Source organism: Frigoribacterium sp. CFBP 8751, assembly GCF_014841545.1.
Lineage (GTDB): Bacteria > Actinomycetota > Actinomycetes > Actinomycetales > Microbacteriaceae > Frigoribacterium.
This window is the reverse complement of sequence record NZ_JACYUB010000004.1, coordinates 134,020-147,490: the sequence shown is the minus strand read 5'-3', so window position 1 is coordinate 147,490 and position 13,471 is coordinate 134,020. Positions and strand designations below refer to the sequence as shown.

Annotated in this window: 12 protein-coding genes; 4 read left to right on the top strand and 8 right to left on the bottom strand. The window is 71.8% G+C overall.

Going from position 1 to position 13,471, the window contains the following annotated elements; translation table 11 throughout:
• Positions 1 to 40 precede the first annotated feature (40 nt).
• On the bottom strand, positions 41 to 643 hold the full coding sequence (locus tag IFT88_RS11920; protein WP_056225096.1) for a response regulator transcription factor: 603 nt from the start codon (positions 641 to 643) through the stop codon (positions 41 to 43).
• Positions 640 to 1,866, bottom strand: coding sequence for a sensor histidine kinase (locus IFT88_RS11915; protein ID WP_192120793.1), 1,227 nt, complete (start codon positions 1,864 to 1,866; stop codon positions 640 to 642). The genes IFT88_RS11920 and IFT88_RS11915 overlap by 4 nt, the downstream gene beginning before the upstream one ends.
• Before the next feature lie 131 nt (positions 1,867 to 1,997).
• Here IFT88_RS11915 and IFT88_RS11910 point away from each other — a divergent pair, with 131 nt between their 5' ends.
• Together IFT88_RS11910 and IFT88_RS11905 are read left to right on the top strand one after the other, a co-directional pair.
• Positions 1,998 to 2,939 (top strand): ABC transporter ATP-binding protein, encoded by a 942-nt coding sequence (locus IFT88_RS11910; protein WP_192120791.1) that lies wholly within the window; start codon positions 1,998 to 2,000, stop codon positions 2,937 to 2,939.
• A 58-nt stretch (positions 2,940 to 2,997) separates the two neighbouring features.
• Complete coding sequence (locus IFT88_RS11905) at positions 2,998 to 3,759, top strand: ABC transporter permease (RefSeq protein ID WP_137847752.1); 762 nt, start codon at positions 2,998 to 3,000, stop codon at positions 3,757 to 3,759.
• Between the two features lie 62 nt (positions 3,760 to 3,821).
• On the opposite strand, the gene epsC is transcribed toward IFT88_RS11905, so the two are convergent.
• The 6 genes from epsC to IFT88_RS11875 form a co-directional block, all read right to left on the bottom strand.
• The gene (epsC, locus tag IFT88_RS11900; RefSeq protein ID WP_137847753.1) at positions 3,822 to 4,373 is read right to left on the bottom strand and encodes a serine O-acetyltransferase EpsC; all 552 of its coding nucleotides are present in this window, start codon (positions 4,371 to 4,373) and stop codon (positions 3,822 to 3,824) included.
• Position 4,374: 1 nt separating this feature from the next.
• Positions 4,375 to 5,313 carry a cysteine synthase A gene (gene cysK / locus IFT88_RS11895; protein ID WP_192120789.1) on the bottom strand — a complete coding sequence of 313 codons (939 nt, stop codon included), beginning with the start codon at positions 5,311 to 5,313 and terminating at the stop codon, positions 4,375 to 4,377.
• Positions 5,314 to 5,476: 163 nt separating this feature from the next.
• A complete protein-coding gene (locus IFT88_RS11890; RefSeq protein ID WP_137847760.1) occupies positions 5,477 to 5,974 on the bottom strand; it encodes a hypothetical protein in 498 nt (165 codons plus the stop codon).
• A gap of 781 nt (positions 5,975 to 6,755) precedes the next feature.
• Positions 6,756 to 8,453 carry an FAD-binding oxidoreductase gene (locus tag IFT88_RS11885; protein WP_342212149.1) on the bottom strand — a complete coding sequence of 566 codons (1,698 nt, stop codon included), beginning with the start codon at positions 8,451 to 8,453 and terminating at the stop codon, positions 6,756 to 6,758.
• On the bottom strand, positions 8,450 to 9,403 hold the full coding sequence (locus tag IFT88_RS11880; protein WP_082060043.1) for a lysophospholipid acyltransferase family protein: 954 nt from the start codon (positions 9,401 to 9,403) through the stop codon (positions 8,450 to 8,452). The genes IFT88_RS11885 and IFT88_RS11880 overlap by 4 nt, the downstream gene beginning before the upstream one ends.
• 2 nt (positions 9,404 to 9,405) lie before the next feature.
• Positions 9,406 to 10,185, bottom strand: a complete 780-nt coding sequence (locus tag IFT88_RS11875; protein ID WP_043595700.1) for an SDR family NAD(P)-dependent oxidoreductase — start codon at positions 10,183 to 10,185, stop codon at positions 9,406 to 9,408.
• A 98-nt stretch (positions 10,186 to 10,283) separates the two neighbouring features.
• Here IFT88_RS11875 and IFT88_RS11870 point away from each other — a divergent pair, with 98 nt between their 5' ends.
• Both IFT88_RS11870 and IFT88_RS11865 read left to right on the top strand, forming a co-directional pair.
• Positions 10,284 to 11,105: a hypothetical protein gene (locus IFT88_RS11870; RefSeq protein ID WP_192120787.1), complete on the top strand. Its 822-nt coding sequence runs from the start codon at positions 10,284 to 10,286 to the stop codon at positions 11,103 to 11,105.
• Entirely contained in the window at positions 11,102 to 13,453 is a 2,352-nt protein-coding gene (locus IFT88_RS11865; protein WP_192120785.1) for an SDR family oxidoreductase, read from the top strand. Before IFT88_RS11870 ends, IFT88_RS11865 begins: the two co-directional genes overlap by 4 nt.
• Positions 13,454 to 13,471: the final 18 nt, after the last annotated feature.

Sequence of the window (13,471 nt, the reverse complement as noted above, 5' to 3'; positions counted from 1 at the left end):
GGCGCCGGGCGCCGGGTGCCTGACGCCAGTCGGGCCCGGGTCAGAGCCAGCCGCGCTCGCGCGCGACGCGGGCCGCGGTGTGCCGAGACGAACTGCCGGTCTTCTGCATGGCCGACGAGAGGTAGTTGCGCACCGTTCCGGAGGCGAGGTGCAGCCGGGCGCTGATCTCTCGGACCGAGAACCCGTCGGTCGTGAGGCGCAGCGTGTCGAGCTCGCGCTCGGTCAGCGGGCAGTCGTCCATCATCGCCGAGGCCGAGATGTCGGCGTCGATGTAGCGGCGGCCGTCGTGCACTTGCACGATCACCCGTTCGAGCTCGTCGGGGTCGACCGACTTCGGCAGGAAGCCCCGTACTCCGGCGCGGAGGGCACGACGGAGCACGCCGGGGCGGCCGTGACGGGTCAGCAGCACGACCGCCTGCTCGGGTCGTCGACCCAGGATCGCGATCGCCGCCTCGATGCCGTCCATGCCGGGCATCTCGAGGTCGAGCAGCACGACGTCGGGCTCGTGGAGCGCGGCGAGGGCCACGGCCTCGGTGCCGTCGGCGGCCTGGGCGACGACCTCGACGGTGTCGCTCAGGTCGAGCAGGGCGGCGATCGATCGACGCAGCAAGGTCTCGTCGTCGGCGAGCAGCACCCGGATCATGCGGACCTCGTGCCGGTCGACGCCCCGCTCGACGCCGCGGGGGCCGCCGCGGGGGCCGCCCCGGCCCGTGTCGCCGTCGGCCGGGGCGCACCCCCGGCTCCTTTCGCTGCTGCCCTCGCCTCGACCCGGAACCGGCCGTTGTCGTGCCGGGTGGTCACCGTGCCTCCGACCGCGGCGAACCGTTCGCCGAGGCGGGCGAGGCCGCTGAGGCCGCGCATCGGTTCGGCCGCGCCGTCGTTGACCACCTGGACGAACTCGAGGCCGAGCACGATGGTGACCCGCTCGGCCTGGGCGTGGCGCAGCAGGTTCGTGGTGGCCTCGCGCACGACGTGACCGAACAGGTCGTCGGCCGGGTGCCCGACGGGAGGGGCACCCGTGACCTCGAGCTCGATGCCCGCCGCGCGGATGAGCTCGGCCGAGTTGGCCAGTTCGCCGGCGAGCGTGAGCGTGCGTTCGCCGTAGGCCAACCGACGGGTCTCGGCGATCGTCTGCACGATCAGCTGCTCGGCCTCGCGGAGGTGCCGTCGCGCGGCGGCCGGGTCGCGGTCCAGGGTCTTGTCGGCCAGCTGCAGCTGCAGGCGACCGACGTGCAGGGCCTGCCCCTGGATGTCGTGCAGGTCGACCGAGAACCGGTACCGCTCGCGCATCACGGCGAGCTCGGACTGGGTCTCGCGGGCCGCGTCGATCTCGAGGTACAGGTCGAACCCGTACCGGTTCAGCCGACAGATCCCGTAGAGCGACAGCAGGCCGATCACGACCGCCGTCGACAGCCCCACGAGCGGTGCGGCCGCGTCGACCTCGACGACCACCACGGGCACGAGCGCGGCGACCACGGCGGCGGCGACCCATCGCCAGGAGGCGAGCGGGGGCGTCGTCGCCAGGTACCCGACGGTGAGGCCGAAGGGGAAGAGCAGCAGGGCGTTCTGCCCGCCGAGCGGGACCGCCAGCCAGACGAGGTACGAGACCACGAGGCCGGCGACCGCCAACGGGACGGGTGGGCGGCGCTCCCAGAAGAACGAGTGGGCCGTGACGAGCGCCCCTGCGACGCCGGAGGCCGCCACCAGCCACCAGGAGGCGCCCTCGGCCAGCAGCGTCACGACGAGGACGAGGGTGGTGAAGACCGCGAGCGCCACGAACGACCACGTGACGTACCGCCGCATGCGCGCGAGCGGGGGCAGGTGACCGCCCGGTCGAGGACGCACGGCCAGCGGGAGGTGGGGCATGAGACCACGCTAACGGAGGCCGCCGACGCACGGAGGTGCCCGATGTCATGACCGAGCATGACCGATGTCACGCGGCACGGATGGCACGCCGGCACTACCCGTCGTCCGCTCGGCGCGAGATCGTCGAGGTCATGACGAACTCCATCGACACCACGCCCCGACCGGCCGTCGCCCCCGGCTCCGCCGAGCGCGGCGACGCCGTCATCTCGACGCACGGCCTCCGCTGTTCGTACGGCTCGTTCACCGCCGTCGACGGCCTCGACCTGACCGTCCACCGCGGCGAGCTGTACGCGCTCCTCGGCACGAACGGTGCCGGCAAGACCACCACGCTCGAGGTGCTCGAAGGGCACCGCACGGCCGACGCGGGCCGGGTCGAGGTGCTCGGCGGCGATCCGACCGACCGGGGGCGCATCCGCCCGCGGATCGGCACGATGCTGCAGGACTCCGGCCTCGCCCCCGAGCTCACCGTGCGCGAGAGCATCCTGCTGTCGGGCGCCGTCTCGGGTCGCGACGACGACGTCGACCGGGTGCTCGGTCTGGTCGGCGTCGACCACAAGGCCCGGGCCCGGGTCGCCCAGCTGTCGGGCGGCGAGCGCCGCCGCGTCGACTTCGCGGCCGCGGTCTGGGGCACCCCCGAGCTCGTCTTCCTCGACGAACCCACCACGGGGCTCGACCCTGCGGCACGTGACGCGCTCTGGGCGGTCGTCGCCGAACTGCGGGAGGCGGGGGTCACCTTCGTCCTGACCACCCACTACCTCGAGGAAGCCGCCGAGAACGCCGACCGCATCGGTCTGATGCACCGGGGGCGCATCCGCCGCGAAGGGACCGTCGCCGACCTCACCGCCGGCAGCACGACCTCCATCCGCTTCGTCGCCCCCGGCCCGCTCGACGGCCTCCCGCTGGAGGTCGCCCGGACCGAGAACGACCTCGTCGTGATCGAGACCGACGACGCCCAGCGCGACCTCGGGGCGTTGCTCGGCTGGGCGGCCGACGCCGATCGCCCGTTGGCCCGTCTCACGGTGCACGAGTCGGGACTCGACGACGTGTTCCGCGACCTCAGCCGTGCCTCCTGAGCGTCGGCCGTCACCGGACTCCGCTCCCCTCCCCCGTCCCCCTCCGAAAGGACATCCCATGACCACCGTGACCCGTCCCTCCCCCACCCGGTCGGCAGGCTCGCGACGTCGTTCCGGCCCGCTCGCCATCGCCCTCGCCGAACTGCGCATGCTCGTGCGCAACCGCACCGTCGCCCTCTGCGCACTGCTGCTGCCCCTCGGCTTCGGGGCCCTCACCTACGCCTTCGACTCGTACGGCACCGCCGGCATGCTCGCCGGCGTGCAGATCATCGGCATGGTGGGCCTCGGCGTCTACGTCACCGCGACGACCACCCTCGCGGCCCGTCGTCAGTCCCTGTACCTGAAGCGCCTGCGCAGCGGGTCCGTCGGCGACGCGGGGATCATCGCCGGGCTCGTGCTGCCCGTCGTGGCGGTCAGCGTCGCGCAACTCGTCATCGTGCTCGGCGTGCTCGCGCTCCGCGAGCCCCCGGTGCACGCCGGGCTGCTGATCGCGGCCGTCCTGATCGCCGAGGCCATGTTCGCCGGCTTCGCCCTGGCCACGGCCGGGTTCAGCACCTCGCCCGAGCACGCCCAGTACACGACCATGCCGCTCTACCTGATCACGCTCGGGGTGGCGATCTGGTGGACGATCACGGGCGCCGACGACCTGCTCTGGCTCAAACGCATCCTGCCCGGCGGCGGGCTCATGGAACTGATCACCTTGGCCTGGAACGGCGGTGACCTGTCGCTCGTGTCCGTGCTGTTGGCCCCGACACTGGTCTGGGCGGCCCTCGGCGCCCTCGCGGCCACGAAGGCCTTCCGCTGGGAGCCCCGCCGCTGATCGGCCCGGCCCCGACCCCGGCCCGGGGCCGACGCGGCCTCGTCAGGGCCGACGCGGCCTCGTCAGGGCCGACGCGGCCGGGCGACGGCGGGCACGCCCACCGCGACCGACCCGGCCGGGACGTCCTTGGTCACGACCGCGTTGGCCCCGACGACGCTGCCGCTGCCCACGGTGACGCCGCCGAGCACGGCGGCCCCGGCACCGATCATCACGCCGTCACCGACGGTGGGGTGCCGGCGGCCGAGCGCGCCTCCGCGTCCCTTGCCCCCGAGGGTCACGCCGTGGAAGATCGTGCAGTCGTCACCGACCACCGCCGTCTCGCCGATCACGACGCCCATGCCGTGGTCGATGAACAGGCGGGCTCCGAGGCGGGCCCCGGGGTGGATCTCGACGCCGGTCAGCGATCGGACCGCCTGCGACAGCAGGCGCGCGGCGAACCGCGACCCGAGGAGGCGCGGTGCCGGCCCCGCACGCCACAGTCGCGAGGTCACGCGGTGCGCCCACACCGCGTGCAGGCCCGAGTAGACCAGCGCGGTCTCGACGCGTCCTCGGGCAGCCGGGTCGCGCCTCCGGACGGTGTCGAGGTCTTCGCGGAGGCGGGCGACCAACCGCACCCTAGGCGTCCGCGAGGTCCTGGAACAGCACGGTCGACAGGTAGCGCTCTCCGGTGTCGCAGACGATCGCGACGATGCGCTTGCCGGCGTTATCGGGCCGTTTCGCGATCTCGAGCGCGGCGTGGATGATCGCGCCGGACGAGATGCCCGAGAGGATGCCCTCCTTCGTGGCGAGGTCGCGCGCGACGCGCAGGGCGTCGTCGAGCTGGACGGGGAAGACCTCGTCGATCTGCGACCGGTCGAGCACCTCGGGCACGAAGTTCGCGCCGATGCCCTGGATCTTGTGCGGCCCGGCCTTGCCCTCGCTCAGCAGGGGCGAGTCGGCGGGCTCGACGGCGACGACCTTCACGCCGGGGACCTTCTCGTGCAGCACCTGACCCACGCCCGTGATCGTGCCGCCGGTGCCGACGCCCGCGACGAAGAAGTCGATCTTCCCGTCGGTGTCGCGCAGGATCTCGGGTGCGGTCGTGCGGCGGTGGATCTCGGCGTTGGCCTGCGTCTCGAACTGCTGCGCCCAGATCGCGTTCTCGGTCTCGGCCGCGATCTGCTTCGCTCGCTCGACGGCGCCCTTCATGCCCTCGGGGCCGGGGGTCAGGACGATCTTCGCGCCGTAGGCCTTCATGACGGTGCGTCGTTCGACGCTCATCGTCTCGGGCATCGTGACGATCACCCGGTAGCCGCGGGCGGCACCGACGAGGGCCAACGAGATGCCGGTGTTGCCGCTCGACCCCTCGACGATCGTCCCGCCGGGCCCCAGGTCGCCGGACGCCTCGGCCGCGTCGACGATGGCGACGCCGAGGCGGTCCTTGACGCTGGCACCCGGGTTGTAGAACTCGAGCTTGGCCAGCACCTCGGCCCCGCCCTCGGCGGGCAGCGAGTTGAGCTTGACGAGCGGGGTGTTGCCGAAGGCCGAGGTGATGTCGGCGTGGATTCCGGGCATGCGCGGGTCTCTTCCGTGAACGGGGTCTGTGCGGACGAATCGATGCTCATCTTAGGCAGCCGCCCTGCGCCGTCTCCCTGTGTGTCCCCGGGCGACGTGCGTCCCCCGCCGCCACCCCGCCACGATATGAGCAGGCCGCCATGATGTGGTCACAGCACCATGCCTAAACCTGGCGGTGTGGCCACATCCTGGCGTTCTGCCGTGGTCTGAGCTCGACGTCGAGGTCACGGAGAATCCTGGCGAGCGGAAGGCGCAGCGCGACGTCCTCGGCGTCGCATCGACCGATCGCCGAGATTCCACCAGATCGCACGAGACGCCGTTCACGAGCCTTCTCGGCCTTCACCACGGCAGACGGCACCTGGCCCGCACGCATCGCAGCATCGTCGTACTTGGCCTTGCCGTCGAATTCGAGCGCCGCGTCACCGATCACGAAGTCACATCGTCCGGCCAGCCCCTCGTCGTCGAAGAACTCGACCTGCATGGCGGGCTCAGGAGCGCCGAGCTCGAGCAGCGCCAGGCGACAGAGGGATTCGCCGCCGTTCTCCGCCCACGGAGTGGCGAACGCCATGACCCCACGCGCCGTCGACAGCCCCCGCGTGCCGGGTTCGCGGTCAAGCCGCTCGAACAGCAGCCGGCGCATTCCGTCGGCCGCGGCGTCCACGAGCGACCGGTGACCAGCGGACCGACGCGGATCGCGTCGGTCCGACGCCTCGAAACACCCCGTCCGAGCCGCGGCGCGGCGAAGGACGGCGTCGACACAGAGCACCCCGTCGGCGAAGGACGCAGTCCTCGACCTGTCGACGGCAGTCCGCCCCTCGCTCGTCACGAGGAGCCCGTCGATCTCGACCGTGTCGTGTGCATCGATCGGCCCCGGGTGGCGAACGACTCGTGCGGTCGCCTGTGTCCGTTCGCGGCCGGGATCGATGACATGCACCGGCCCTCGCGGCCAGTCGACGCTCGGCAGACGGTGGAGGGCGACGGCCGAGCCGTGCGACACGACGACCCGCGGTGACAAGCCGGCCACGACCGCCCGCGTCGTCAAGACGTGTCGTCCACGTCTGTCGAGACGCGCCCAGTCGGCGGCTTCCACGTAGGCCCCAGGGTGCACCCGATGCAGCAGGCCCCGTCTCGCGTCACGCCTCAGAGCGGTGCCGTGCCTGCTCTGGGAACCGTAGGTTGCGGAGAAGACGAGGGGTGGAAGCGCAGTGGTCACACCCCCACCCTGTCCGCGCCCACCGTCCTCGAGGCCCGACCAGCGCCTCCCTGTGGACAGGGTTCACGTCGTCACCCCCGTGCACGAGGCACGTTCGGTCGGAAAACACCGTGAGATGGTCACAGCACCAGGACTAATCGCGGTGCTGTGACCATCTCGTGGCGGGGTGGCCGGCCCTGCGAGGCGGCAGCGGCGGCGGCGGCAGCAGCGCGGGAGGCGCGGCGCCGGACTACGCGCCCGTCACCTTCCCGGGGTTGAACACGCGTCCCGGGTCGGCCGAGTCGAACAGCCCCTGCATGACGGCGACGCCCTCGGGCGAGACGTCCTGCGCGAGCCACGGCTGGTGCTCGAGCCCCACGCCGTGGTGGTGCGAGACGGTCGCCCCGGTGTCGATGAACGCCTGCTGGATGGCGTGCTTGACCACGTCGTACTCGGCCTCGGCGTCGTCACCGTGCTCGAAGGCGAAGGTGAAGTACAGGCACGCGCCCGAGTGGTACGAGTGCGACAGGTGGCCCATGATCCAGCCCTGCTTGCCGATGCTGTCGAACGCCTGGTTCGCCGCGGCGTAGACGCGCGACGACACGAGGCGCAGCTTCGACCAGGGGGCGGCGGTCTCGGAGACGTCCGCCGCGCCTCCGTGGTCCATGAAGAAGTCGCGCAGGTAGGGCGTGTCGAACTTCTTCTGGTCGTAGAGCTTGCCCGGCCCCTTGCCGACGCTCATGCCCTTGTTCGCCTTGACGATCTTGGCGACGGCCTTCTGGGTGTGGGCGACGTGCTCGGGGCTGCCCTCGTAGCCGATGAACGACAGGCACATGGCGTCGACGTCCCAGCCCTTGGCCTTCAGGATGGTCGGCAACAGGTCGGTGACCTTCTGCGAGATGCCCTTGCCCGGCTTCGACGTGGCGAACGAGAAGGCGGTCTCGTGGGCGTCGCTGACGCGGGTGACCGACGGGCTCACGTCGCTCTCGGCGATGGCCTGCATGGCGGCGAGGCCGTCGTGCCACGACGGGAACAGGTAGGCGAGGATCTCACGCTTCTCGGGCAGCCGGTGCACCTGGGCGGTGACCTCGGTGATAACGCCGAGACGTCCCTCGCTGCCGATGATCATCTCGCGCAGCGACGGACCCGTCGACGCGCTCGGCACGGCGCGGATCGAGAGCACGCCACCGGGGCGCACGACCCGCAGGCCCTTGGTGATGTCGGCGATGTCGCCGTACTTGTCGCTCTGCATGCCCGACGAGCGGGTGGCGACCCAGCCGCCCATGGTCGAGTGGGTGAAGCTGTCCGGGAAGTGACCGAGGGTCCAACCGCGGGCGTTCAGCTGCTCCTCGAGGTCGGGGCCCTGACCGCCGGCCTGGATGCGCGCCAGCCCACCGTCCTCGTCGATGTCGAGCACCTTGTCGAGGCGGCCCATGTCGAGCGAGACGACCGTGCGCTCTTCGGCGGGCAGGGGCTCGAGGCTGCCGACGATGTTGCTGCCGCCGCCGAACGGGATGAGCACGACGTCGCTGGCGACGGCCAGGTCGACGATCTGCTGGATCTCGTCCTCGTCGGCCGGGTACACGACGACGTCGGGCACGCGGTCGAGACGCCCCGCGCGGATGCGGATCAGGTCGCGGATGCTCTTGCCGTAGGTGTGGACGACCCGGTCGTGGTCGTCGGTGACGACCTGGCCGTCGCCCACGATCTGGACGAGCGAGTCGAGCACCTCGGCACCGGCCCGCGAGGCGGGGACGTCGAGGTCGTCGAACGAGAGGCCGGTGTCGTGACCCTGCGACAGCTCGACGCCCACGATCTTCTTGACGAAGGGGGCGAAGGCGGGCTTGTCGTCGTGGTGGAAGGCGACGCCCTCGACGCCCCAGCCCCACCACTTCATGTGCTTGACGCCGTCGACGGCGGCACTCTTCTTCTGCTGGACGTCGGTCACGGGCGTTCTCCTTCGTGCGGGTCTGACGGGCCCAGGATGCGGGCGGTGTTGGCGTCCTTCAGACGCAGGATCTCGGTGCGCACGCGCGTCGAGAAGTCGGTGACGGACTCGCCGTCGTGGGGCCGCATCGGGTCGCCGAACGCGACGCCGACGGGAAGTCGACCGGGCCGGGGCCAACTGCGCCCTCGGGGCTGGGCGATGTTCGCGCCGATCAGGGCGAGGGGCACGACCGGCACGCCGCAGGCGGACGCGAGCGCGGCGGCACCGGGCTTGAAGGCGGCGACCGTGCCGTCCTTCGAGCGGGTGCCCTCGGGGAACACCAGCACGGGGTAGCCGCGCTGGAGCAGGGAGCGCGCGCTGACGGTGGGCTGCCCCTGGCGCCCGCGGGCGGCCGCCTTCGCCGCGGCACGCCGGCGGGCCGAGCTCTGCGGCGTCGACCCGGCGGACGCACCGGACGAGGAGGCGCGGGTCGCGTCGACCGCGGAGGCCGGCGTCCCCGAGCCCCGCTGCACCGGGAACGCGTTGAAGAACAGTTCGGTCAGCTGACGCCGCCAGGGCACGTCGAAGAAGTAGTCGGCCGCGGCGCCCGTGGCCAGGTAGCGCGCGAGCTTGCGGGGCAGGGCACCGAGGATGAGCGGGGCGTCCAGGTGGCTCGAGTGGTTCGCGACGACGATGAAGCCCCCGGTGAGGCCCTCGACCCGGTCGCGGTCGATGACCGTCACGTCGGTGATCGACCAGATCGTGGGCTTGAGCACCATGCGCTGCGCGACGTAGCGGGCCATCGCGTGTCGCCGCGAGCTGAAGCGGTCGCGGACGTCGCTCGCGACGTCACCCGCACGCTGGGCGACGTCCCCGGCTCGCTGGGCGACGTCGGCCCTGACGTCGTCGACCCGCTGGGCCACGGCGTCGAGGCGCGCGTGGTCGCGGCGGCGTTCTCCGTCGTCCTTCACGCTCACTGCCCCACCGGCTTGCGGCGGCTCGACGAGATCGCGCCGGACGCGGCCCGGACGGCGCCCTTGGGAGCGTGCCGGACCAATCCCATCAGCACCTTGTACCGAAGCGTGGGCATGGAGATCACCTTGCCTTTGTCGACGTCGCGCAGACAGGCGACGACGAGTTGTTCGGTGCTGAGCCACAGGGCGTTGGGTATGGACGACGACTTTATGCCGGCCCGCTGATGGAACTCCGTCCGCACCCAGCCCGGCAGCAGGGCCGTGACGCCCACCCCGGTGCCCTTGAGCTCGACCGAGAGACCTTCGCTGTACGAGGTCACCCACGCCTTGATCGCCGAGTAGCTGCCCATGGCCATCAGCCCCGCGGTGCTCGACACGTTGACGATGCGACCCCGGCCGCGCTCGCGCATGGACCTCGCCGCCGCACCCGAGAGGACGAGCACGGCCCGGCACATGACCTCGAACGCGAGGTCGTGTGCAGCGACGTCGGTGGAGGTCAACGGGGTGTGCATGCCGAAACCGGCATTGTTCACCAGCAGGTCGACGGGGCGGGTCGGATCGGCCAGCCGCTCGGCCACCCGGTCGACGTCACCACGGTCGCCGAGGTCGGCCGCGAGCACCTCGACGTCACGGCCCAGCGCGCGCAGAGCGGTCGCCGTCTCGTCGAGTCGGGTGAGGTCACGCGCGACCAGGACGATGTCCCAGCCGCGCATGGAGAGTTGGCGGGCGAATTCGGCTCCGATGCCGGACGTGCCCCCGGTGACGAGCGCTACAGCCATGCCGCTTACGATACGGTGCTGAGAGCAGACTGCGCGCATCGAGACACGTTCGAGGCCCTTCTCGCCTCGTCCACTTCTGCCCCGGAGGACCCCCTGTCATGACGACCAGAGATGCCCCGCGCGCCGACCCCGACTTCGACATCCGCAAGTTCACCAAGACGGCCCAGGGGAACTGGCGTCCCGACCTCGACCTGTCCGGCTTCGCCGACGCACCCCTCGGCCCCGAAGCCCTGCGCCTCGTCCGTCACCTCGGCCGTCTCGAGAGCGCCACGATGGAGAACCTGCGCAACCTGCTGGTCACGGCCACCCACAAGGACACGAGGGTCACCGCGTTCCTCGTGACGTGGGCGTTCGAGAAGTTCTGGCTGGCCGACGCCCTCGACGCCGTCCTCGAGGCCCACGGCGAGCCCCGCAACCGCGACGTGCCCGAGGGCCCGAAGCGGCACGCCGCCTCCGAGGCCGTCGAGCGCCGTGGCCCGATCACCCGGGCCCTGCAGGCCATCACCGTCGGGTCCCCCATCGTCGCCGTGCACACGACGACGGGGGCCGTCGACGAGTGGGTGCTCCGAGAGGCATACGACCGCCTCGACGAGCTCGCGGGACACCCCACGCTGACCACCGTGATCGACCGTGCGAGGGTCGTGAAGGGCCGTCACGAGCAGTTCTTCTCGAGCGAGGCCGACTGGCGACTGCGCGACTCGCGCCGCTCGGTGAAGATGACCCGTGCCTCCTTGCTGACGGCCGTCTGGCCGATCGGCGCCGTCGAGCGCGCCGACTCCGAGCGCACGTTCTTCGACGCCACCGTGTTCGGCGGGGCCGAGGGCCATCTGCGTGCCGACCGCGTGGGCTCGCAGGTCGCCGACCTGCCGGGCCTGGACGCCTCCGTCGGGGCGACCGTGACCAGAAAGCTGACCGCATGAGCTCCGTCCCCGGCCTCGCGCTGCCCGACCAGACCCCGGGTGCCACCCGCGTCGACCTCGGCGGATCGCACGTCCTGCTGACCGGCGGCACCGGCTTCGTCGGTCAGGCGATCCTCGAGCGTCTGCTCTCGTCGCACCCCGGCACGACGGTCACGCTCCTCATCCGTCCGAAGGCCGGCACGTCGGCCGAGGGGCGTCTGCGGCACCTGCTGAAGAAGCCGGTCTTCGCCTCGTGGCGCGAGGCCGTCGGGGCCGAGGGCGTCGAGAAGGCCCTCACCGAGCGGCTCCGGGTGATCGAGAGCGGTCTCGGCGACCTGCCCGACCTGCCCGACGACCTCGACGTCGTCATCCACAGCGCGTCCACGGTGTCGTTCGACCCGCCGATCGACCAGGCCTTCGAGACCAACGTCGGCGGAGCGGTCGGGCTGTACGAGGCCCTACAGAAGACGGGCACCGACCCGCACGTCGTGCACGTGTCGACGGCCTACGTCGGCGGCATCCGCAAGGGCGTGTTCCCCGAGGCGTCGCTCGGCCACACCGTCGACTGGCGCGTCGAGCGCGCCGCCGCGGCCGACGCCCGCGCCCGCGTCGAGGCCGCCTCGCGGCAGCCCGAGACGCTGCGCACCTTCCTCGCCCAGGGTCGTGCGGCACACGGCAAGACCGGTCCGCAGGCGGTCGCCGCGGCCGCCGAGGAGGCGCGGGTCGCGTGGGTCAAGGCCCGTCTCGTCGACTACGGGCGCACCCGGGCCGAGACGCTCGGCTGGACCGACGTCTACACCCTGACCAAGGCCTTCGCGGAACGCGCCGCCGAAGAACTCTGGGCCGAGGCCGGGCACCGCCTGTCGGTGGTCCGACCGGCGATCGTCGAGAGCGCCCACCGGCACCCCTACCCCGGCTGGATCGACGGCTTCAAGGTCGCCGACCCGCTGATCATGTCGTACGCCCGCGGACTGCTGCCCGAGTTCCCCGGGGTGCCCGACAGCGTGCTCGACGTGATCCCGGTCGACTACGTCGTCAACGTCATCCTGGCGGTCGCCGCGAACCCGGTCGAGGCCGGCAGCCCCCAGTACTTCCACGCCAGTTCGGGCGGCAGCAACCCGTTCTCGATCCTGCGCATGTTCGAGAACCTCAAGGCGTTCTTCACGGCGAACCCGCTCCCCCGCGACGAGCACTCGTCGATCGAGGCGCCGCACTGGAACTTCCCGGGCGTGCGCAAGGTCGAGGGCGCCATCCGCACCGCGAACCGCGTCAACGACGTCCGCGAGGCCGTGCTCACGCGACTGCCGAGCACGCTACGCACCCGCACGGCGCTGGCCGGGGTGCAGACCCGTCGGGCCGACCTCGAGTCGCTCCAGAGCCTGACCGACCTCTACCGCCACTACGTGCAGTCCGAGATCATCTTCGACGACCGCCGCACGCGGGCCCTGCACGCCGGTCTCCCGGCGGGCTCCCCCGCCGACATCGGCTTCGACGTCACCGACGTCGACTGGGAGGCCTACTTCCAAGAGGTGCACTTCCCGTCGATCACCTCGATGACCCGGGCGTTCTCGGTGCGACCCGCCGCGTCGGCCGCCGTCGCCGACACGCGGGCCCTGCCGCGACGCGGCGACGTCGTCGCCGTGTTCGACCTCGAGGGCACGGTGCTCGACAGCAACATCGTGGAGCAGTACCTCTGGGTGCGCTCGGCCGGGTTCCGCAAGGCCGCCTGGCCCGGCGAGGTCGCCAGCCTGCTCACCTCGCTGCCGCGGTACCTGCGGGCCGAGGGTCGCGACCGTGGCGAGTTCATCCGCACCTTCTCGCGGCGGTACGAGGGCATGCCCGTCGCGCGGCTCTCGGGCGTCGTGCGGTCGCGCGGCTACGCCGACACGGTCCTGCGCCACACCCTCCCCGACGCGCTCGCCCGCCTCGCCGAGCACCGAGCCGCCGGGCACCGCACCGTGCTGGTCACGGGCTCGATCGACACCCTGACGACTCCCCTGGCGCACCTCTTCGACGACGTCGTCGCCAGCACGATGCACCAACGCAGCGGCGTCTACACCGGCTACCTCGCACAGCCCCCGCTGGTCGACGAGGCCCGCGCCGCCTGGCTGCGCCAGTACGCCCAGGCGAACGACATCGATCTCTCGGGGTCGTACGGTTATGGTGACTCGTTCGCCGACCTCGCCTGGCTCGAGATGGTCGGGCACCCGAACGCGGTCAACCCCGACAGCAATCTGGCACGTGAGGCGCTCCGAAGAAGATGGAGCATCCGCGATTGGACTCGCAGCGGCCCCCACGGCAGAAGCGGCACCAGCACCACGAGCGGCACCAGCAGCACCACAGCGAAAGGAGACGGAGGCAGGGTCTGAACCCGCGCCTCCTGACAT

What these genes read in the sequence shown, in the direction of transcription:
- IFT88_RS11920 (WP_056225096.1), bottom strand. Translation starts at nt 643, where the DNA reads ATGATCCGGGTGCTGCTCGCCGACGACGAGACCTTGCTGCGTCGATCG.
- IFT88_RS11915 (WP_192120793.1), bottom strand. Translation starts at nt 1,866, where the DNA reads ATGCCCCACCTCCCGCTGGCCGTGCGTCCTCGACCGGGCGGTCACCTG.
- IFT88_RS11910 (WP_192120791.1), top strand. Translation starts at nt 1,998, where the DNA reads ATGACGAACTCCATCGACACCACGCCCCGACCGGCCGTCGCCCCCGGC.
- IFT88_RS11905 (WP_137847752.1), top strand. Translation starts at nt 2,998, where the DNA reads ATGACCACCGTGACCCGTCCCTCCCCCACCCGGTCGGCAGGCTCGCGA.
- cysK (WP_192120789.1), bottom strand. Translation starts at nt 5,313, where the DNA reads ATGCCCGGAATCCACGCCGACATCACCTCGGCCTTCGGCAACACCCCG.
- IFT88_RS11875 (WP_043595700.1), bottom strand. Translation starts at nt 10,185, where the DNA reads ATGGCTGTAGCGCTCGTCACCGGGGGCACGTCCGGCATCGGAGCCGAA.
- IFT88_RS11870 (WP_192120787.1), top strand. Translation starts at nt 10,284, where the DNA reads ATGACGACCAGAGATGCCCCGCGCGCCGACCCCGACTTCGACATCCGC.
- IFT88_RS11865 (WP_192120785.1), top strand. Translation starts at nt 11,102, where the DNA reads ATGAGCTCCGTCCCCGGCCTCGCGCTGCCCGACCAGACCCCGGGTGCC.